A 21168-nucleotide genomic window follows, 5' to 3' on the forward strand; every position below is an offset into this window, starting at 1 on the left:
ACGAGTAGCGACCGTATATTGGCTCTCAAACTATAGATTTTTCTTGGTTCGGGGCGGTGCGGTGCGCTTGGCTTTCCTCATCGCCATTTACTAATGTAAAGGGTAAAAAAGCGTTTGTCAACCTAAAACCGAAACTTTTTTGGTGATGAATCCTTGAAGCCTAGGTATGGCAAGGGTTTTGGAATTAAAAAAAATTTTTTTTTTAATCCATTTCGGAGGTCTGAGCACGGCAAGAGGGGGAAGCTCTCAGGTCACAGGGGTAGGTTCCTTAGATTTGGGTCGGGAGTCGGGAGTCGGGAGTCGGGAGTCGGGAGTCGGGAGTCGGGAGTCGGGAGTCGGGAGTCGGGAGTCGGGAGTCGGGAGTCGGGAGTCGGGAGTCGGAAGTCGGAAGAAGTGGGAAATGGGGAGATAGGGAAAATTATCCTGGGAATTGTTGTATATCTTAGATACATACCTGAACAGGGGCGTGTCGGTCGATCCTGTAAGTGCGAGTTGAGATAACTGCTCCGATGCTCCCGAGTGAAACCGGAAATTCACCTGCCTTTACGGTAATTGTCCGGTTATGTCCAAGATTAATCGGTAAATAGTGGCTGTTACCATTCAGAGGCAAGATTAGTGAAGAGCCCTTTGCACTGGCACCATGAAATCCATTGTTGAACAACTTAGACTTCAATTTACTCAAGCCTTAACTGCTGCCTTCGGTTCTGACGTGGCAGGGGTAGATCCAATGATGGTACCTGCCAGCAATCCCAAATTTGGTGACTATCAGTCTAATGTAGCCTTGGCTTTGAGCAAACGTTTGAAACAGCCGCCAAGAGCGATCGCAGAATCTTTGTTGCAGTATCTAGATGTGGCTGAGATATGTCAGAGCCCGACTATTGCTGGTCCAGGCTTCATTAATTTGAGCTTAAAACCTGCTTACTTGGAAGAACGGCTAAGGGAGATTTATACTGACCCACGTCTAGGAGTAGCAGTCGCTTCAGCCCCTCGACGGGTCATTGTTGATTTTTCTTCTCCCAATATTGCTAAAGAGATGCATGTGGGACATCTACGTTCAACGATTATTGGGGATTCGATTGCCCGGATCTTAGAATTTCGGGGTCAAAATGTACTGCGCTTGAATCATGTGGGAGATTGGGGCACCCAATTTGGGATGTTGATCACCTATCTCAGGGAAGCTTACCCAAGTGCTTTGACTACAGCTGATGCCCTGGATTTGGGAGATTTAGTCACCCTTTATCGGCAAGCTAAACAACGGTTTGATGCAGATGAGGAATTTCGGGAGGCATCTAGGCTCGAAGTTGTTAAACTGCAATCTGGTGCAGCCGATAGCCGCCGTGCTTGGCAACTACTGTGTGACCAATCTCGGCGGGAGTTTCAGATTATCTACGATTTGCTGGATATTCAGCTCACCGAAAGGGGAGAATCCTTTTACAATCCTTTCCTACCAGAGGTTCTGGACTATTTAGACAAGTCTGGCTTGTTAGTGGAAGATTCCGGAGCCAAATGTGTTTTCCTTGAGGGGTTTACAAATAAAGATGGTGAGCCTCTGCCCTTGATTGTGAAAAAATCTGATGGGGGCTATAACTATGCCACCACTGACTTAGCTGCTCTGCGCTACCGGACTGAGCAAGACCAGGCTCAAAGGATTATATATGTTACTGATTCCGGACAAGCAAATCATTTTACCCAGGTATTTCAGGTGGCTCGACGGACTGGTATTCTTCCAGAAAATCTTGAAGTCGTTCATGTTCCCTTTGGTTTGGTTCTGGGGGAAGATGGCAAAAAGCTGAAAACGCGGTCTGGGGAAACAGTGCGGTTGCGGGATTTATTGGATGAAGCGATCGCACGATCTGGTGCTGATTTAGAATCGAGACTGAAGCAAGAAGGTCGGGAGGAAACTGAGGAATTTAAAGAGCATGTTGCCAAAGTCGTAGGCATGAGTGCAGTTAAGTATGCTGACCTTAGTCAAAATCGTACCAGTAACTATATATTCAGCTTTGATAAGATGTTGGCACTCCAGGGCAATACGGCACCATATATGCTTTATGCCTATGTCCGGATTCAAGGAATTAGCCGCAAAGGGGAGATTGATTTTGAGCAACTGGGAACCGATGCCAAAATTTTGTTGCAAGAAAACGCAGAATTGGTGCTAGGGAAGAAGTTATTGCAACTGAATCAGGTTCTTGGTGAAGTTGAGAAAGAGTTGATGCCGAATCGCCTTTGTCAGTATTTATTTGAACTGAGCCAGAAGTTTAATCAATTCTATGACCAATGCCCTGTACTGAAAGCCGAAGAACCCAAGCGGACATCCCGTCTGCTGCTATGTGATTTGACTGCTAGAACTCTCAAACTGGGATTGTCTTTACTGGGAATCCAGGTACTGGAGCGGATGTAGTACAGTTAACTATCTCAGCTATCAGCCAAGGTCAAAGGCTGATAGCTTAATACTTACGTACATCTTTATTAGGACAACTATCTGAATAACTCTGCTTCAGCATCAGCAAGTTCACGACACTAGTGTTCGAGCCACAGGGTGAGATAATGGTTTGGTTTTGACCACAATTTCCACATCTTGACCCAAAGCGTTTAAGAAGCGAAACAGCCGCACAATTGAAAAACCCGCCAACTTACCATTGATAAGTGCGGAAACTTTGGGCTGATCTACTCCTAAAACCTTTGCCGCCGCAGCTTGTGTCATACCCTGGTTGGAAATAATACTACTAATCTTACGAGCCAGTTCTGCTTTAACGATTAATTCGTCAGAGTTTTCTAAACCTAAATCGGCAAACACATTACCACTACTAGCTTGTACTTCAATTTCTTTGACCATAATTACTACCTCTACTCGTGAGTGTAATGTTGTGAGTAATGTTCTCTGGCTCTTTTTAACCTGGCTTCAATTAATTCCAGCTCTTGCTTGGGTGTGGCGATACCTTGCTTTGATTTCTTTTGAAATGTATGCAGAACATACACTACACCTTGGAGTTTTACGGTGTATACACCCCGATAAGTGTCTCCATCAAAGTTGTCAATAACTTCGAGTACACCAGCACCTTTGAATCCTTTGAGGGGTTTAGCACCGGGATGTTTGTCTCCACATTGAGCTAAGTACAAGGCATAACCCATCACTTGCTGAACTTCTGAGGGAAATTTTTTCAAATCTTCCAAGGAACTGCCAACCCACTCTACAGGTTTTAAGGACACATCCATGTGATAAATATGCCAATTATAGCATGCTAATTACTAGTGTCCTAATTATCGGTTTCTACAATGAACAGGGTGTATAAGATCACTCCCCATAGCAGCAACACAAACCACTCGAAGGTGGCAAAACCTGCAAACATAGGGCGCAGTTCAACTAATGATTTGCTCGACTCGACGATATAGAGCCATACTCTAACTGGCTGAGTTTTGCTGATTCAGCCAGTTTGGAACATTCTCGTCCCTAGGCGCGATCGGGGTGTTCTTGTCTTAGGGGTAATTCAACCACTCAACCGACCACAGAACTTCGCACTGTCCAGTATGAATGGATTGTAGCGATTTGAAAATTAGTGACTAAAGGATTTGACAATTGCTATAAGTTATTGATAATCTGCTTCTGATATTCTTCCTCAGTCATCATCTCTTGGGTACTCTCCACTCTGTCTAAAAATACAATTCCCTCAAGATGGTCATATTCATGCTGAAATATCCTGGCTACAAAGTCTGTTAATTGTTGCCGCTGATACTGACCATACCGATTAGTATACTCCACCTCAATTCGACTATACCTGGGTACTAACCCTCGAATGCCGGGAATACTCAGACACCCCTCCCAGTCCTTAACCATGTCAGTGTCATGACTAATAATGCCAGGATTAATCATAGCCGTTGCTTCCATCAACGGTGCGTGGGGATACCTTAAATTCGGACGAGACGCTACTATAAACAAACGATAGGATTGAGATACTTGGGGTGCTGCAATGCCAACGCCATTGGCTGCTGTAGCAGTTGCTATGAGCTGATCAATCAGTTGTTGAAGGCGTTCATCGAGCAAATTATGTACTCGCTGAGTATGCTGCCGTAAAATCGGGTTGCCTAACTGAGCAATTTGTAGTGTTTCACTCACCATAGTAAAAGCCAAACGTCTATATCCGTCAAGCTTATTCGATCAAATGCTCAAACAGTACCTTTATATATTAAAAATTGGTAAAAATTTTTGGGTGGTGGGATATAGGAAAGCGGTGCGACCCCGCGCTTTTTAAAAGCTAAGCGTGAACGCGCACCGTAGGAATTTATATGCCCTTGGTCTGGGCTGTGGCTCATCACATCTAGCTTAAAAAAAATTGACTACGGTAGAGAAAAAACAGTGAAAATTTCCCCAGAACAACTATGGATTCAGGTATTAGAACGTCTCAAACTACAACTGAGTCAGCCCACCTTTGAAACTTGGCTCAAGACAACTAGTGCTCAACAGCTTGACAATAACTGTTTGCTGATTCGCACTGCCAATCCCTTTTCCAGAAATTGGTTGCAGAAGTATTACGTTAAAACAATTGCTGATGTCGTGGAAGATATTTTAGGTCAACGAGTGGAAATTCACTTCACAACGGCTACAGGAGACAATAACTCAATTACTGGTGATCCTGACTTTTCCTGGTCATTTCCGGTAGCCACTAATCATTCCGAAAATACCTTTAAAAACCAGCCAAGACGCGCTAAGTTAAATCCTAAGCATGTTTTCTCTCGCTTTGTGGTTGGTCCTAATAATCGCATGGCTCATGCTGCATCTCTGGCGGTAGGGGAGTATCCAGGACGAGAGTTTAACCCTCTGTTTCTTTGTGGTGGTGTTGGTTTAGGCAAAACTCATTTGATGCAGGCAATTGGTCATTACCGCTTGGAGAATAACCCAGACTCTAAAATTTTTTATGTTTCTACTGAGCAGTTCACTAATGATTTAATTTCTGCTATTCGCGAGGATAGTATCCAAAGTTTCCGGGAACATTATCGGACAGCGGAGGTACTTTTGGTAGACGATATTCAGTTTATTGAAGGTAAGGAATATACTCAGGAAGAGTTTTTCCACACCTTCAATACTTTGCACGAAGCTGGTAAACAAATTGTCTTGGCATCAGACCGTCCTCCTAATCAGATTAATAGCTTGCAAGAACGCCTTTGTTCCCGCTTTTCTATGGGGTTAATCGCTGATATTCAGCCACCAGATTTGGAAACCAGGATGGCTATCTTGCAAAAAAAGGCAGAGGACGAAAATATACGTCTACCCCATGACGTGGTTGAGTACATTGCTGCTAGCTACACCTCTAACATTAGAGAACTAGAGGGAGCTTTGACTAGGGCTGTGACTTATGTATCGATTTCGGGGTTAGCGATGAATGTGGAAAATATTGCACCGATTTTGAACCCACCAACCAAGAAGATTCAGGCTTCTCCTGAGGTTATTTTAAGTACTATATCTAATACGTTTAATCTTTCAGTGGAAGACTTAAAAAGTAGCTCTCGGAGGCGAGAAATTAGTTGGGCTAGGCAAATTGGGATGTATCTGATGAGGCAGCATACAGAATTGAGCCTACCCCGCATTGGGGAAGAATTTGGGGGCAAAGACCACACGACAGTCATGTACAGCTGCGATAAAATTACTCAGCTGCGGGAAAAAGATGATGAGTTAGCTCAGAAACTTTCTCAGTTAAGCGATCGCATAAATCTGACAGCTAGGAGTCAAAACCAAAAATAAAGCTTGTTTATAGCAATTATCAGCGACGTTTGAGGTACTTTTGTCCTGGCGTTTAGGGAGCAGGGAGTAGGGAGTAGGGAGTAGGGAATCGGGAATCGGGAATCGGGAATCGGGAACAGGGAAAAATACTCTTTACCTGATTAGGCTAGAAAGCGATATTTTAATTAACGTTTTTTAATTAAGGTTTGTTAATTAACGGCTTGAGCTTGATGCTATGATCGAGTTTACTGCTATAATATATAGCTTCTGAGTATAAATGCTCTGTGGAAAAATCACCGAATTTTTCCACAACTTTTTCCACAAAGGGATTACTAGCCCAATTAGTATAGCGCTATTGTTTTTGAGTAAGCTATCAGCCTATGGGCTACGCGCTGCATCCCTACTTGAGGTGCTATTATAGTCATTTCAATTTAGATTGAGACAACTCTTTATTGCTATGAAAGGGTTTCAGCCGAAAAAGTCTTCCATTGTTATTTCAAATGACTATAGCTGACTACTGACCACTGACCGCTGACTACTGACCACTGACCACTAACCACTGACCGCTAACCACTGACCGCTAACCACTGACCACTGACCACTGACCGCTGACCACTGACCACTGAATACTGACCACTGACCGCTGAATGCTTAGGTTTTTGAGGTGGTTTTGTACAAAGATTAGTAATCGAGTACTATAGTTTCTTACTAAAGCAAGCCCCATTACGAAACCAATCATGAAACTGGTTTGCAGTCAAAGTGACCTCAATACAAACCTTTCACTAGTGAGTCGGGTAGTGCCTTCTCGCCCTACTCATCCTGTGCTGGGAAATGTTTTGTTAGAAGCAGACCAAAAAAATCAGCGGGTGCTACTAACTGCTTTCGACCTTAGCGTGGGTATCCAGACTAGCTTTAATGCTGACGTTGAGACAGGAGGGGAAATTACCCTGCCAGCCAAACTGCTCAATGATATTGTTTCCCGTCTACCTTCAGGGGAAATTACTCTAGAGGATGATGGGAAAGGTACAGACAGTGATAGCCTGATTGTGACCTTAACCTCGGCTACCGGACGTTATCAGGTTCGAGGTATGAGTTCTGAGGAATTCCCCGAGCTGCCGGAAGTTAACACATCCGTTGCGGTTCATATTCCTGTAGAAGTCTTAAAGGCTGGATTGCAGGGTTCTTTATTTGCCACTAGTTCTGATGAAACTAAGCAAGTGCTGACGGGGGTTCACCTTACTGTACAGTCGGACAAATTGGAATTTGCTGCTACCGATGGTCACCGACTAGCAGTTGTGGAAACTAATCGGAGAATAGAGGAAAGTGCAACGACTGAAGCTACCCAAGAATTGGATGATCATGATTTACCCGTAGAATTTACGTTACCAGCTAGAGCGTTACGGGAGTTGGAGCGGATAGTATCTAAGGCTGAAGCTCAGGATATTATTGCGATTCAGTTTGAACCTGGTCAGATTGTTTGTCAAGGGGGAGAACAGCGTTTAACAAGCCGAACTCTGGAAGGACAGTACCCTTCCTATCATCAGCTGCTTCCCAAACACTTTCAGCGTCAGATCATTCTCGATCGCCGTCAATTACTGAGTGCAGTAGAACGGATTGCAGTGTTGGCTGATCAGAAAAATAATATTGTCAAGTTTAATATCGATAGTGTTAACCAGCGGCTTCACCTCTCGGTAGAGGCAAAAGATTTGGGTAGTGGTCGGGAGTCAATGGAAGTTCAAATATCGGGTGATAGTTTGGAAATTGCTTTTAATGTTAAGTACTTAATTGATGGCTTAAAGGCGCTTTATACCTCTGATATTCAAATTCAGATGAATGAAGCTAATAGTCCTGTGATTTTTATGCCTCTAGGGGGATTGAAGATGACCTATTTGATTATGCCAGTTCAGATTAGGAAATAGTAACAGAAGAGTGTGGGAAGTGTGGGAAGTGTGGGAAGTGTGGGAAGTGTGGGAAGTGTGGGGAGATGGGGAGATGGGGAGATGGGGAGATGGGGAGATGGGGAGATGGGGAAATAGCGAGATAGCGAGATAGGAAAAATTTTTATAGCTCCCGACTCCCGACTCCCGACTCCCGACTCCCGACTCCCGACTCCCGACTCCCTTCTAAATTATGGATTTAACTGCCAAACTAGTTATTTTCCAAGGCTCTATCTTAACTACTTTTCCATCAGCTGATGCTTCTGATAAACTAACAGGTCTTTCCAATAAGTCAACTGGGTGAACTATTTTCAATCCTAAATCACTGACTAAGGATAAATTTGCTGATTCCCCATGAGATTCATAACATCTGATAATCCATTGATCAGGGATATGTTCGGATTGTTTAAGTGCAATCAAAATTAGAGTCTTAGCTGACAAATTTAATAGTTGTCCGGTTGATGGTAAAGAAGGTCTACTATTATTACTGACATTATTACTGAAAATAGAACTATTAGCGGGAGACCAAAGTAAACTTAGAAATGGTAAGTTAAGCTGGTATGCTAGGTGAATTGTATCTGCAGAACGCCAACTGCCTTGATGAGGATAGAGAGCATAGGTGAATTGGTGGATGCCTTGATCAGTTTCAGGATCGGGCCAAGTGGGAGAGCGAAGCAATGTTAGACGTAATTGGGAAGCCTGGGCATCATAGCCGTATTTGCAATCATTAAGCAAACTGACACCATAGGTTTGATCACTCAAGTCTGCCCAACGCAGAGCAGGTACTTCCCATTTAGCTTGCTCAGCAGGGGTTTGGGGTCGAGTAGAACGTTGAATTACCCCACAAGGCATCTCATAGGACACATAATCGGCATCAATGGCTAATGGAAACGCAGCTTTGACTAATACATGGCGTTCCTGCCAGTCTACGGTAGTGGCAATTTTGAGGACTGGGGATTCTGCTGAGAGGATATAGTCCTGACAAAATTGCGATCGCATTAGCCGACGCACCACTCGCAAACGCTTACGCAATACTCCGGTTTCAATCCACTCGATCCCGATCAGCTCAGTGCTCGGCAAAGGATGGTCAGCATAATTTGGGTCTATATTCCATGCATCCCAATATTGACCACTATCCTCGAAAGCTTGTAGCTGATTTCCAGGACCACTAAGCACTTCCCGCTGATTAACCTGATCGAAGACACTACTTAAATCTCCAGTTTCTGGGTCTACCACCACTCGTAGGTATTGATTCTCTAATACGAAATCTTCAATCGGGAGTTGGGAATCGGGAATTGGGAATCGGGGATTGGAACCCACCCCTAACCCCTCCCAGGAGGGGAACGGGAATCGGGAATCGGGAATCGGGAATCGGGAATCAGGAATCGGGAATCGGGAATCGGGACGTAGCTCTAACTTCAAGTGCTCAGTATTGCTGCACAACCAAAAAACACGATATCCTACCGAAGGAATATTACTGGCTAGAAACAGCAATTCTATTTGAGAATAGGAGAGATTGTCATTGTTATTGTCATGGTTTTGGATGTGCTGGGCTTGATCGTGCTTAACTTGAGAGACTATCTTTTCCCCAAAACAGTCATACACTTCCCATTCGATTGACCCGACCGGTAAAGAAACAGGTAAAGAAATAGCTAAAGAAATAGCAATTACTTCTGAACGCTGCCAATTGAGAGGATTAAAGACAATAATGGCTTGAGCATGGGGTTTCGGTGGTGGTGGCAGGGTGATCTTGGATGCGATCGCATTTAATGATTCCTCCAATATCTCCCCGGTCACCTCCTCGACTTCCTGCCAAGCCTGATTAGCTTCTACAAAGACTTCCGGAATCGATGTTCCTGGTAAGATATCGTGAAACTGATTAAATAACACCTTTTTCCAGGCTTCCTCCAGTTCAGTCTTAGGATACCCTTGTCCTGTCGCAATGGTTTTCAGGGCAGCAAACAGTTCTGCTTGGTACAACAACCCCTCACAACGACGTAGATAGCGCTTTTGGTCAGCGTGAGTGGTATAGCAACCCCGATGGAATTCTAGATAGAGTTCATCATTCCAGACCGGAATCTCTTTAGTGGTTTGGCTTTGGCCTTTCCCCCCTCCGCTGTCCTCTGTTCTGATTTCTTCTTCCCCCACACTTCCGACACTAAGGTTCTCAATACAACCTGCAACCTTGGCCAAAAGGCCACGCTTTCGGCAAAGCCGACGCTGCGCGAACGCGAACAACCTGCTAACCTTCAACCTACTAACCTTCAACCCGCTAACCTTGGCCAAAAGGCCACGCTTCGCGAACAACAAATACTCACTGGCGGTGGTAAATTCCAGCTTTGGGAAGAATGGGGATTTTTGCCAACGTCTTGCTACTTGTAACATATCCCTGGTGGGACCACCGCCATGATCTCCGACACCAGGTAACCAAAATGCCTCCTTGAGTGAGGTTTGAATTTCCCAATCAATGGCGTAGCTTGCCATAGTAATGGGATTTGTATCCATCACACCAGCAACGTTAGGGGGAGACATCAGGCTGAAGATTTGGCTGCCATCGGGAGACTGCCACCAGAAAGCACCATAGGGAAATTTGGTGGTATCGTTCCAGTGCAGCTTCTGGGTCACGAAGTAGTCAATTCCACCCTGTTTGAGTAATTGAGGTAGTTGCCAACAGAAGCCAAAACTATCCGTTACCCATGCCACTGTGGTTAACTGACCGAAGGTTTTCTGGACGTAACGTTGACCATAGAGGATTTGTCGGACTATTGATTCACCATCAATTAGGTTTAATTCCGGTTCTACCCACATCCCCCCCACAATTTCCCAACGACCAGCTGCAACTTGTTGTTTTATCCGTTTAAATAAATCAGGGCGATGCTGTTCTATCCAAGCATAAAGGGCAGGGGTGGTATGGCAAAAGGTGAAATCTGGAAATTCTTGCTGTAGCTTTAATACTGATTCAAAGGTACGCACAGCTACGTCCCAGGTCTCGCTGACTGGCCATAACCAAGCCAAATCAAGGTGAGCATGACCTAGCATTTGGATAGAGTTTTGACTATTTTGAATTCTGAAGTTTGAATTTTCAATTGTACTGAGTTGTTGGCGCAATCGGGTAAGCGATCGCATAAATTCTGTCGGCTGTGACACCATTTCCCAATCAATCTCAGCCACAGCCTTAGCTAGAGTCCCTAATTGTTCTGGATCAAAACTAGCGCTATACTTTTGTAAGACAGTCAATTCATCAGCTACAAAGCCTGGATCGATATCATTGGTGGCTTCGTAGAGGATTTGCGATCGCATTAATCCGCCGATATCATGACCAGGACTAACCAACCTGAGGGCTACGGCAAACTCTTCCCCTGGCACTACTGCTGGATTTAGCAGCATCCGTGTGGAGGAATCAAATAAATCCCCCTCTTGTACCAGCTGACCGTTGACAAAAATCTCAGCGGATTCTGCCCACCACGTCAACACTAAACGTAATCCTAAGCCAGCTAAAGGATAGCGCTGCAAATCCTGGGGCACTAGGAATCGTTGACTCAACCAGATCACTTGTCTTCCAGCAGACCAAGTAATGTAATCCTTGTCATTACGTTGGGCTATTGACCAATTGTTCCAGCACTCTGGTTGAGTGGCCACAGGATAAGGAATATCTTCTTTACAGTATCGCCAACCCTGCTGAACATTGGTTTGAGTTAAAGCACGGAGTTTTGCGATCGCATGATTAATCCCATCAATAAGCCTAATCTGATCCATTTGGTTTAAGTAATTTGAATAAGATTAGTCAAATTGTCGCTAAAATCAATGGCACCGACTATGATTAATTTGTTATTGGTGGTTTATTGAAAGTTATCAGCTATTAGCTATCAGCTATCAGTTATCAGCTTTCAGCTTATGGGCTACGCGCACGCTACTTGAGGTGCTATCAGCTTTCAGCCACAGGCCAACGGCTGAGCACTGAGCACTGACCGCTGAGCACTGACCACTGACCACTGAATGCTTACAATCGAGCTTAAATGTCTATCAGCTAGCTAATCCCTCACCCAAGCAATAATCATCATGTCTTCCCCTGCCAAAGGTCCCTATCGCAGTAGATTGTTTAACTTTATCAATCGACAATCTCAACGGTTTGCTGACCAAATTCAACGTACAATACGGCATTTAAAAGTTGCAGGGGTATGGGGAGGGCAAATTTTACTTTATCCGGTTTACCTGCTGGTGCAAGCTAGTTTATCCGCTGGGCGTCAGATTTCTTCTTCGGTAAAAGCTGGATTGCCCCAATTAAGCACATTTAGCCACGCCCAGCCCCAGGAAAAACCGCCAGAAGCAGATACAGCAATTCAGCGAGTGCTACAAGAGTTGAACCTTGGCAAGTTTACCCTTGAAGCTGATCTAGACAACCTAAAACCGTCTAACGGGCAAGCTGTAACCCTAAATAACGGGCAACCTATCCTACTGGAACGGCAAAGGGGAACATCCCTAAATAACCAGGAACCTGTAAGCCTATATAACGGGCAAGCTGTAACCCCAGCTAAACCCGCGACTAATGAGCATATGCTAATTAAGGGAGTGGCTTGTTTATTGGACAACCGGGGTCTAGTGCTGGTGACAGTGGAAAATCAAATTCTGGATATATTGACACCCCAGCAGCAGCACAAACTAGCATCCAGAATCAGTTGGGAGCTGGCTGACTTACTGCGTAAATGGCGTTTAGCCCACTCGTTAGACGGCAAAAAAGCATCCCCTTCCCTTGCTACCTTAGATCACCCCCCTATTTTTCCACCCATCAGGCTATTCTGGCGATTAATGGCCTGGGTGCAAACTAGTCCTGTAGCGATCGCAATTAATCTGTTCGGGGAATCGAGGATCATTCCAGCTGTTTCCAACCGTCAATCAGCCACCTCTGAGCACCGACAACCTAAACCTTCCAAACCACTCAATCTATTACCTTCAAACCCAATTGAGAACCTATTAACTTCCCTGGATAACAAATTCCTGGAACTGGAATCACACCAATTAGTACAACGATCGGAAGTTGTGGTTAAACTGAGTAAGCAAATCCCCCTAACCCTGCGCCAGAGTACTAATCAGCTGATTCAAGCCCTACAAAAACCATTTATTAAGGGTGATAGCTCAGAGGAGGTAACCGCAGGGTCTGAAACTAACCGATTTAAACTCTTAAGCTTAATCTATGCTGCTATTGACTACTTCTTTGGCAGAACATCATCTAACTTTACTTTAAGTAGTTCCTCAGAACAATCCGAAATTGCTTCTGGTTCTGGAAAGGTTTTACCAGATTTCTACCCAGAAGCCCATCAGCTATCAGGAGATAATTCCCCTCCACTTTCCCCGTCATTAAAACCATCCACCTCAAGACCATCTCGGTCTAAATCAGATGAACTTGATCCTTGGTTATCCGATAATGATTTATGGGGCAACCCAGATGGATCTGACCAGCCCGAAAATTTATCTTCCTCAACCTCCAACTCCGGAAATCAGGCACAATCACCGGTTGCTAATAGTAAATCTAGACATCAGTTACCAGAAGGATTCAACAGCAAAATTCCTGTGAAGTCAGAAAAGTCTATTTGGATTCTATTTAAGCGATACCTGAACTTACTAAAGGCTCCAGGTAAGCTAATTATTTCGAGAACTAAATCTTCAAAAGTTCAACCAAAACCATCTATCAGCCAGAATAAAAATTCCAGGACTGAAAAATCACCAGACCTGTCCCAAATTCAGGATAATTTAGGAAAAACTACTCCCAAAGAATATCAAGATCAACCGCTAGCAGTTGTTAAGTCTGGTAGCACCCAGGTTAAAGGATATAAGGGAGAAGAAAATAATGCGATCGCTAACTCTAGAAACGATAGTGATGTAGAGCCAAATCAAGAATGGATTGAAACTAAAGCAACTCCAGAAGGATATATTAAGCATCCTTTAGAACGAGTGTTGGAGTGGTTAGACATCACCATGCTTTGGATAGAAGAGCTAGTGGTTAAAATTTGGCGGTTGCTGCAACGGTTGTGGCCATTTTGAAAAAAGGGAACAGGGAATAGGGAATCGGGAGTCGGGAGTCGGAACCCACCCCTAACCCCTCCCAGGAGGGGAACGGGAATCGGGAGTCGGGAATATGGCATCAAAATTCTCGGCATTCCTACACGGATTGCTATATCAATGATCAGCATTCAGCTATCAGCATTCAGCTATCAGCATTCAGCTATCAGTGATCAGCTATCAGTGATCACTGAATACTTACGATGTAAAGCCCTAGGATTCCTCATCCATCGGATTATTACCGACATCGAATACAATCACAAATTTCGCATCAGGCATTAATCGCTTCAGGGCCCATAAATGTCCCTCCGCATCCGACCGGTTGCGAAAGCGAGCAACAACAACTCGCTGCATTTCGGGTAATAGCCTAATGACCACCCATGGATGAAGGCGTTCCGAATAACTCATAATCAAACTGTCTCCTTTTTTAGGGGAGCCAGAGCTAGCCCGTAGATTTTGGACTTTCGCCGGGCTAGCTCTTGACTCTGGGCGTCTCAGCGCCCACCTTTATAGTATAGCACAAATAACCTTTTATTATAACATATTTTGAAAAATTTTGTAAAAAACTGATCGGGAGTCGGGAATCGGGAGTCGGGAATCGGGAGCAGGGAAACTATTGCCTCTTGCCTCTTGCCTCTTGCCTAATCAATATCAGTAGAGTGGGCATCCTGCCCGCCCGACAATAAGCATGACACTGGCAAGATGCCAGTTCTACAGCAAGATGCCCGCCCGACAATAAGCATGACACTGGCAAGATGCCAGTTCCACAGCAAGATGCCTCTTGCCTCTTGCCTTTTGCCTATTGCCTTCCCTACCATGACTCCTCAAGTAAACCCTTCAACACTTCTTCTGTAAAAGGATTCTTACCAGCCCGGAGCTCATCTATCCATTTTTGTCGTTGTGCTTTCAACTCATCATCATCGATCCAATCTACAAATGCCTGAAAATATGATATGGCTCCTGCGGTATCCCCAGTCAGAGCTTTAGCTAAACCACGACTATCCAGAATACCTCCATCTTCAGGTTCTTTTGCTACTGCTTTTTCACAGGCATCCATGACATCAGCAGCATATCCATGGAGGCTACCAAACCAACAGATTTCGTTCCAATCATAAGCAGAAATTTCTAGGTTTGGATCTAGTTGTTGTGCTTTTTTATAGAGAGATAGGGCTTTGGTTAATTCACCTTGTATTGCTAACTGCTTACCTTGTTTAACTTTAGTGGGTGCTGCTAGCTGTTTGGCTTTTGTCTCTGGCTGTAATTCTAGATTAGGATTTAATTCTTTGGCTTCTTGAAACTTAGCAATAGCACCCTCAACATCCCCCTCTTCTGCTAACTGTTCACCTTTTGTAAAAAGAGCGATCGCTTTTGCCTTTGCCTCTGGCTCTAATTCTAGCTCCGGATTCCATTCTTGGGCTTTTTGGAACTTAGCAATAGCACCATCCACATCCCCCTCTTTCGCTAACTTCTCACCTTGTTTAACAAGACCGGGAGCTACTGCTACTTTGTCAACTGAATCTTGACATGAGCTTAAGCTTTCTAAATCTTCAGGATGCTCCACAAAGTAATCTTCAAGCAACTTACAGCCCCTAGCCAGCATCTCACCTAAATTTTCAACGGCCCAGAGTCTGACCATACCGTCCGATGATGCCGTAGCTAGCATCTTACCATCTCGGCTAAAGCTTAGACTATTTACCCGGCCTTGATGTCCTTTCAACAGAGCTAATGGATGAAACAGAGCTAATGGATTGCCCTGTAAATCCCAGAGTCTGACAGTATTGTCTCTTGATGCCGTAGCCAGCATCTGACCATTAGGGCTAAAACTTACACTATTTACCCGGTCTTGATGTCCTCTCAACAGAGCTAATGGATTGCCCTGTAAATCCCAGAGTCTGACCGTTTTGTCCCATGATGCCGTAGCCAGCATCTGACCATCGGGGCTAAAACTTACACTTAATATCGAGGATTGATGTCCTTTCAACACAGCTAATGGATTGCCTTGTAAATCCCAGAGTCTGACAGTGTCTGATGATGCCGTAGCCAGCATCTTACCATCGGGGTTAAATTTTGCATCATATACGAAGGATTGATGTCCTCTCAACACAGCTAAGGAATTGCCCTGTAAATCCCAGAGTCTGACAGTGTCATTTGATGCCGTAGCCAGCATCTTACCATCTCGGCTAAAACTGACACTAGTTACCGAGTCTTGATGTCCTTGAAACAGTGCTAAGGGATTGCTCTGTAAATCCCAGACTCTGACCGTATTCCATGATGCTGTAGCCAGGGTTTTACCATCTCGGCTAAAACTGACACTATTTACCGAGTCTTGATGTCCTTGAAACAGTGCTAATTGATTGCCCTGTAAATCCCAGAGTCTGACGGTTTTGTCATTTGATGCCGTAGCCAGCATCTTACCATCTCGGCTAAAACTGACACTAGTTACCGAATCTTGATGTCCTCTCAAAAGTGCTAAGGGATTGCTCTGTAAATCCCAGACTCTGACCGTATTCCATGATGCCGTAGCCAGGGTTTTACCATCTCGGCTAAAACTTACACTTGATACCGAGCTTTGATGTCCTCTCAACACAGCTAAGGAATTGCCCTGTAAATCCCAGACTCTGGCTGTTTTGTCGTGTGATGCTGTAGCCAGGGTTTTACCGTCGGGGCTAAAACTTATACTATTTACCCAGTCTTGATGTCCTCTCAACACAGCTAATTGATTACCCTGTAAATCCCAGACTCTGACAGTTGTGTCCTCTATTTTGTCCTCAGTCAGAGGATTATCATGTGATGCCGTAGCTAGCATCTTACCATCTCGGCTAAAACTTACACTTCTTACCCAGCCTTGATGTCCTCTCAACACAGCTAATTGATTGCCCTGTAAATCCCAGACTCTGACAGTTTTGTCCTCTGTTTTGCCCTCAATCAGGATCGTACCATCTGATGCAGTAGCCAGCATGTTACCATCGGGGCTAAACCTTATTATAGTTACCGGCTGTTGATGTCCTTTCAACAGTGCTAGTTGCTTGCCCTGTAAATCGAAGAGTCTGACAGTTTCGCCCAATGGCGTAGCAAGCATGTTACCATCGGGGCTAAACCTTACACTATTTACCAAGCCTTCATGTAATCGAAATTTTCTGTTTTCTTTGAATTTACTCAGACTCTGGTGTAAAGCATAGATAGGAATAATAGCAGGATAGTTATCCAAAGAGCGACCATCTTTGACTATATTAAATAGCTGTTGCCCAGTCTCCATAGCTGAGTATAAAAGCTCTCGATCGCCATAGTAACCATTATCCCCTGGTAACCGTCGTAAAATACTAAGCGCTTGTTGTTCTAGTCGCGCACCTGTTTTAGCTTCTTGTATGTTTTTAGCAGTTATCATAGCAATAATTATTGCTACAACTGAGAACAAACCCAGAGTAATACCCCCTATTAGTATAGTTCTCTTGGCTTTCTCTTGAGCTTCAGTTAACGTATCATTCGCCTTAGCTAATATTCGACTTTCTTCTGCCAATACCCGGCGGTCTAATTCCTGACCAGCTGCTAAAAACTGATAATCCAAATCGCTCAAACTTTTACCCCTAGCCCAAGCTTGAGCATCCTGTAAGGCTACCCCCCGCAACAAACGGGATTCATCCTTACACCCAGACTCAACCCAAGCGGTAAAGGCTTCAGAATAGGGACGCAGTCTCGCTAATTCTTGCTTAACCCAATCGCGATCAAAAACACTGCCATAAATCCGGTTGTTAACTTTTAAATACCCATCCCGCTCCACTACCAACCCCGATAGTCTTAATTCCGTCTGTTCATCACTGCCATCAGCGGCAAGACTACCCTGATCTAATACCTGCTGATACAATCCCAACAGCCTACTCGCCCGTTGCTCATTTCTGAGAATGCGATCGCGTATGGTCTTCAAGTGCTCTGGCTTATCCTGAGATACCCAATTGTCAATAATCTGGGTACGGGCGACCTGTGCAACTCCAGTTCCCCCCTTGTTAAGGGGGGTTAGGGGGGATCCCAATCCCGAAGTGCTGTGGATGGATCCCCCTCCAGAATTTCCCTCAACTCCAGTTCCCCCCTGGTTAAGGGGGGTTAGGGGGGATCCCAATTCCGAAGTGCTGTGGATGGATCCCCCTCCCGTCCCCCTTAATAAGGGGGACGCCAGAGCATCGTCCACCATTAACTTACACAACTTCTGGGTCAGAAACGGTTGTCCCCCTGTCCAGGTCAATATCTCACCTAACACCTGTTGAGGATTATCCACCTTCCCTACCAAACCAGGGAGCAGTGGTGTTTTCGCTTCTTCAAAGGTAAAGCCAGTCAGTTCAATATCCCGACCAATATTAAACGGAGTGCGCTGTTTATCCTGAATCAAATCCGCTGGAGTTGCTACTCCCAGCAAACAAAAACTCAGGCGATTGTAGACAGGATTTTCGGCTCGTTTGTTATAACAACTGCGAATAAAGGCAAAGAAATCATCTTTAAACGCTACTTTAATAATACTGTCAATTTCATCTAGAAATATAACAATAGTTTCCGAAATAGTTGCCAACAATACCGATTCAATAAACTTGCCAAACCCTAACAATGGAGCGATGTGTTCTGTATCTCTAAACCAAGCTTCTTCATCAAAGTTACCTGATAGCTTAAACTGAGACACCAGCATCACTATCAAGCTTGAATACCACATCTCTACGGGTATATTCTCTTTCCCAATCATGGTAAAATCGATACAACCACAGGCTACTCCTGCTTCCTGGAGACGCTTCATAGTTTGTACCCGCAAACTCGATTTACCCATCTGTCGCGAGTTGAGCACATAACAAAATTCCCCAGCCATTAAAGCCTGAAAAATTTCGGTATCAGCTTTTCGCAGGGCATAAGTTGTGGTATCTTGAGGTAAACTTCCGCCAACTTGGTAGATTGTTGATTGGTTGGTCATGATCAAAAAGGGAGTAGGGAGTAGGGAGTAGGGAATAGGGAACAGGGAACAGGGAACAGGGAACAGGGAACAGGGAATAGAGAACAGTAGTGAAGATATTGGAGTAGTATTTGGTTTTATGCTAAAGGGATACAGTATTGGATTTGATGATATAGTTATAGAGTTTTACAGGATTTATTTACTCTTCCTATTTCACTGCTCCCTGCTCCCTGCTCCCTGCTCCCTGCTCCCTGCTCCCTAACTAGAAAAGCCTGTTACTAAAATACTGACGATACAAATTATATCGAGGAATACAATCGTTCCCGATTGCTCTGACTAATCCCAGACTTTCTAACAGATACGTTTCCTTATAATCCAGACGCACAGCTTTAGTAGTTGTCAGTAACTTTTTGAAAGGGTTTAGTAAATTGGGATGGAGAATTAGATTATTTAAAAGTTCTCGCAAATGATGACGATAAATCCCTGATTCTGTCGGGGCGGTTTCTAAAAGATGCTCCATGGTCATGTTGGTATTTTTGCTAAGAGTAGAGAAAGCCAGCGTCAACAAATAAGGATGTCCGCCTACCATACCCATTAATTTTTGCCCTGATTCAATGGATAACTTTAAACCATAACGCCCAGCTAAACTCTGAACTTTATCTAAGTAAAAATTCGATAACTCTACTGCTTCTCCCACATTAAAAGGAGACTGATTGATATCTAATTCAATATAAACCTCTGTAGAATAAACCACAATCAACCGCAGGTTTTTCCAAAGTTGATTATTTTTAGCATCCTCATGCCACGTGCGCAACAAACCTAGAAATTCGCCAGCTACTTCTGGATAAGGAAACACTCGGTCTACTTCATCCAAGCACAAAACTACAGGACTGGATAAAGACGGTAACAGATACTGCTCAAAATATCGTTGACAATTTACCTTACTATATAACCGTTTACTCCAATAATTATCCAACTGGTCTGATAAGCCCAAATTGTCACCAAATCGCACGGAAAACGACTGTAAAAATACATCCAAATCATGGCAAGGTAACTCATTCAGATTCAAATAAACCGTGCGATAACCCCGAGACTTAGCATAACTAAGAATCCGATTACTGAGTAACGTTTTCCCCATCAGCTTCGGTGCTTTAATCCGAATTAGCGCTCCTGGTTGTAAAATCTTTTGATAACACTCAGCATCTTGGAGACGTTCTAGATAAAAGTATCCAACTTGAGCAGTTGTCTGTGGTTGATTATTGGTTCTATTTGTGCTATTATAGTTGTTATTATTTGTTGGTAACTTAATACCCAGTAAGTTTAAAAATTCTGGTATAGACTGAGGGCGATCCCTTGCCACCAAATTCATGGCCTTGAGAATGGCTCGATTTATGCGATCGCTAATCTGGGGATTAAGATGGTTTGGTGGTGGTAATACAGCTCCCTCAACCCGCTCGTCAGCTGTTACTGGTTCATTTCCAGTTAAGAGCACATACAAGGTAGCGGCCAAAGCATAAACATCGGTGTAGGGTCCCTGTTGCCCACGGAACTCATATTGTTCCAGAGGAGCATAGCCTGGAGTAAAAGCAGAAAGATGAGTTTGCTTAACCCCAGGGACAAACTTAGTGGCAATACCCAAATCAATCAACACCGCACCAAAACCATTGTTCCGCACCATGATATTATTAGGTTTAACATCCCGATGGAGCAACCCTTGCTGATGAATGTCCCAGAGGGCGCTACCAATTTGCTGGATGTACAGCAAGGCTTGCTCTTCTGAGAGGACACCCTGCCGTTCCACCAGAGCCGACAAGGTTTCCCCCTCGATGTATTCCATGATTAGGCAGGGTAGTTCACCTTCTCGGATAATTTCTTCAGATAAGCGGACTAGATGAGGATTACCACAGCTACATTGGGCTAATTTTACGGCTTCATTGGCGAAAATTTTCCAAAATTCTAATAAATTATCTTGCCGGAGTACATGATTAAGGATAGTTTTGATTACTATGCGATCGCCTGTTTTAGTTCGGGCTAAATAGGTAATACCCAGCCCACCTTCTCCTAGTTTTGTTTCGATGGTGTACTTACCGTTCTGTAGCCGATAACCAGGGGGCCAGGTAAGATTACTTACGCCGTAGCCGTGGTTAGGTGCCTGAGTAGTTGAGGGAGGTTTGTAGGGAGCATAAGGCTCTCCAAGCGTAAGATGTATGGCTTGTGTGGTGCTGCTATGACGAATTTTAGGGGAATTAAAGAAGCGTTTAACTGCATTTAACCGCTTCTTTAATTTCCCACAGACTGACCGATGCTTATGAGTCTTCATTGGAGATGCCCAACCTATCCAGGAGCTTAATTTGGTAGGGTTTATATTTCCACACAAATAATTTTAACGTTTCTGATAACTATCAGAGCCATTCGATTTGCTTCACCCTACTTCCGACTCCCGACTCCCGACTCCCGACTCCCGACTCCCGACTCCCGACTCCCGACTCCCGACTCCCGGCTCCCGACTCCCGACTCCCTACTCCCGACTCCCA

Annotated in this window: 15 protein-coding genes; 5 read left to right on the top strand and 10 right to left on the bottom strand. The window is 44.3% G+C overall.

From position 1 onward, the window contains the following. Nucleotides 1–251: 251 nt before the first annotated feature. Nucleotides 252–452: a hypothetical protein gene (locus tag F6K49_RS24815; RefSeq protein WP_293100946.1), complete on the bottom strand. Its 201-nt coding sequence runs from the start codon at nt 450–452 to the stop codon at nt 252–254. Between the two features lie 188 nt (nt 453–640). Here F6K49_RS24815 and argS point away from each other — a divergent pair, with 188 nt between their 5' ends. Beyond that, complete coding sequence (gene argS / locus F6K49_RS24820; protein WP_293100948.1) at nt 641–2398, top strand: arginine--tRNA ligase; 1758 nt, start codon at nt 641–643, stop codon at nt 2396–2398. 111 nt (nt 2399–2509) lie between these two features. On the opposite strand, the gene F6K49_RS24825 is transcribed toward argS, so the two are convergent. The 3 genes from F6K49_RS24825 to def all read right to left on the bottom strand — a co-directional run bounded on the left by F6K49_RS24825 (nt 2510) and on the right by def (nt 4111). Beyond that, nucleotides 2510–2833 (bottom strand): helix-turn-helix transcriptional regulator, encoded by a 324-nt coding sequence (locus F6K49_RS24825; RefSeq protein WP_293072406.1) that lies wholly within the window; start codon nt 2831–2833, stop codon nt 2510–2512. A gap of 11 nt (nt 2834–2844) precedes the next feature. Next, nucleotides 2845–3213, bottom strand: coding sequence for a type II toxin-antitoxin system RelE/ParE family toxin (locus F6K49_RS24830; RefSeq protein ID WP_293021351.1), 369 nt, complete (start codon nt 3211–3213; stop codon nt 2845–2847). A gap of 364 nt (nt 3214–3577) precedes the next feature. Beyond that, complete coding sequence (gene def, locus F6K49_RS24835) at nt 3578–4111, bottom strand: peptide deformylase (protein ID WP_293072408.1); 534 nt, start codon at nt 4109–4111, stop codon at nt 3578–3580. Nucleotides 4112–4351: 240 nt separating this feature from the next. Here def and dnaA point away from each other — a divergent pair, with 240 nt between their 5' ends. After that, nucleotides 4352–5734 (top strand): chromosomal replication initiator protein DnaA, encoded by a 1383-nt coding sequence (dnaA, locus tag F6K49_RS24840; protein WP_293100950.1) that lies wholly within the window; start codon nt 4352–4354, stop codon nt 5732–5734. Nucleotides 5735–6293: 559 nt separating this feature from the next. Here dnaA and F6K49_RS24845 read toward each other — a convergent pair. After that, the gene (locus F6K49_RS24845) at nt 6294–6452 is read right to left on the bottom strand and encodes a hypothetical protein (RefSeq protein ID WP_293100952.1); all 159 of its coding nucleotides are present in this window, start codon (nt 6450–6452) and stop codon (nt 6294–6296) included. Here F6K49_RS24845 and dnaN point away from each other — a divergent pair. Next, nucleotides 6451–7632, top strand: coding sequence for a DNA polymerase III subunit beta (gene dnaN / locus F6K49_RS24850; protein ID WP_293021345.1), 1182 nt, complete (start codon nt 6451–6453; stop codon nt 7630–7632). The genes F6K49_RS24845 and dnaN overlap by 2 nt on opposite strands. Nucleotides 7633–7836: 204 nt before the next feature. Here the strand turns inward: dnaN and F6K49_RS24855 are convergent, their stop codons facing one another. After that, the gene (locus F6K49_RS24855) at nt 7837–11406 is read right to left on the bottom strand and encodes an alpha-mannosidase (protein WP_293100954.1); all 3570 of its coding nucleotides are present in this window, start codon (nt 11404–11406) and stop codon (nt 7837–7839) included. Nucleotides 11407–11709: 303 nt separating this feature from the next. Here F6K49_RS24855 and F6K49_RS24860 point away from each other — a divergent pair, with 303 nt between their 5' ends. Continuing rightward, nucleotides 11710–13689 (top strand): hypothetical protein, encoded by a 1980-nt coding sequence (locus tag F6K49_RS24860; RefSeq protein ID WP_293100957.1) that lies wholly within the window; start codon nt 11710–11712, stop codon nt 13687–13689. A gap of 231 nt (nt 13690–13920) precedes the next feature. Here the strand turns inward: F6K49_RS24860 and F6K49_RS24865 are convergent, their stop codons facing one another. From F6K49_RS24865 to F6K49_RS24875, 3 genes are all read right to left on the bottom strand, one after another. Beyond that, nucleotides 13921–14115 carry a hypothetical protein gene (locus tag F6K49_RS24865; RefSeq protein ID WP_293021336.1) on the bottom strand — a complete coding sequence of 65 codons (195 nt, stop codon included), beginning with the start codon at nt 14113–14115 and terminating at the stop codon, nt 13921–13923. Between the two features lie 233 nt (nt 14116–14348). After that, a complete protein-coding gene (locus tag F6K49_RS24870; RefSeq protein WP_293021335.1) occupies nt 14349–14525 on the bottom strand; it encodes a hypothetical protein in 177 nt (58 codons plus the stop codon). Then, entirely contained in the window at nt 14519–18655 is a 4137-nt protein-coding gene (locus F6K49_RS24875; protein WP_293100960.1) for an AAA-like domain-containing protein, read from the bottom strand. Before F6K49_RS24875 ends, F6K49_RS24870 begins: the two co-directional genes overlap by 7 nt. 118 nt (nt 18656–18773) lie before the next feature. On the opposite strand from F6K49_RS24875, the gene F6K49_RS24880 reads away from it, so the two are divergent. Further along, nucleotides 18774–18896, top strand: coding sequence for a hypothetical protein (locus tag F6K49_RS24880; protein ID WP_293072335.1), 123 nt, complete (start codon nt 18774–18776; stop codon nt 18894–18896). On the opposite strand, the gene F6K49_RS24885 is transcribed toward F6K49_RS24880, so the two are convergent. Next, complete coding sequence (locus F6K49_RS24885) at nt 18897–20954, bottom strand: AAA-like domain-containing protein (RefSeq protein ID WP_293100963.1); 2058 nt, start codon at nt 20952–20954, stop codon at nt 18897–18899. It abuts the gene before it with no gap. Nucleotides 20955–21168: the final 214 nt, after the last annotated feature.

It is taken from the genome of Moorena sp. SIO3I6 (assembly GCF_010672095.1).

Coding starts and splice junctions, on each gene's coding strand:
- F6K49_RS24870 (WP_293021335.1), bottom strand. CDS start 14,525: ATGGTAGGGAAGGCAATAGGCAAAAGGCAAGAGGCAAGAGGCATCTTG.
- dnaN (WP_293021345.1), top strand. CDS start 6,451: ATGAAACTGGTTTGCAGTCAAAGTGACCTCAATACAAACCTTTCACTA.
- F6K49_RS24880 (WP_293072335.1), top strand. CDS start 18,774: ATGCTAAAGGGATACAGTATTGGATTTGATGATATAGTTATAGAGTTT.
- F6K49_RS24875 (WP_293100960.1), bottom strand. CDS start 18,655: ATGACCAACCAATCAACAATCTACCAAGTTGGCGGAAGTTTACCTCAA.
- F6K49_RS24855 (WP_293100954.1), bottom strand. CDS start 11,406: ATGGATCAGATTAGGCTTATTGATGGGATTAATCATGCGATCGCAAAA.
- F6K49_RS24860 (WP_293100957.1), top strand. CDS start 11,710: ATGTCTTCCCCTGCCAAAGGTCCCTATCGCAGTAGATTGTTTAACTTT.
- F6K49_RS24830 (WP_293021351.1), bottom strand. CDS start 3,213: ATGGATGTGTCCTTAAAACCTGTAGAGTGGGTTGGCAGTTCCTTGGAA.
- F6K49_RS24815 (WP_293100946.1), bottom strand. CDS start 452: ATGTATCTAAGATATACAACAATTCCCAGGATAATTTTCCCTATCTCC.
- argS (WP_293100948.1), top strand. CDS start 641: ATGAAATCCATTGTTGAACAACTTAGACTTCAATTTACTCAAGCCTTA.
- F6K49_RS24845 (WP_293100952.1), bottom strand. CDS start 6,452: ATGATTGGTTTCGTAATGGGGCTTGCTTTAGTAAGAAACTATAGTACT.
- F6K49_RS24865 (WP_293021336.1), bottom strand. CDS start 14,115: ATGAGTTATTCGGAACGCCTTCATCCATGGGTGGTCATTAGGCTATTA.
- F6K49_RS24885 (WP_293100963.1), bottom strand. CDS start 20,954: ATGAAGACTCATAAGCATCGGTCAGTCTGTGGGAAATTAAAGAAGCGG.
- F6K49_RS24825 (WP_293072406.1), bottom strand. CDS start 2,833: ATGGTCAAAGAAATTGAAGTACAAGCTAGTAGTGGTAATGTGTTTGCC.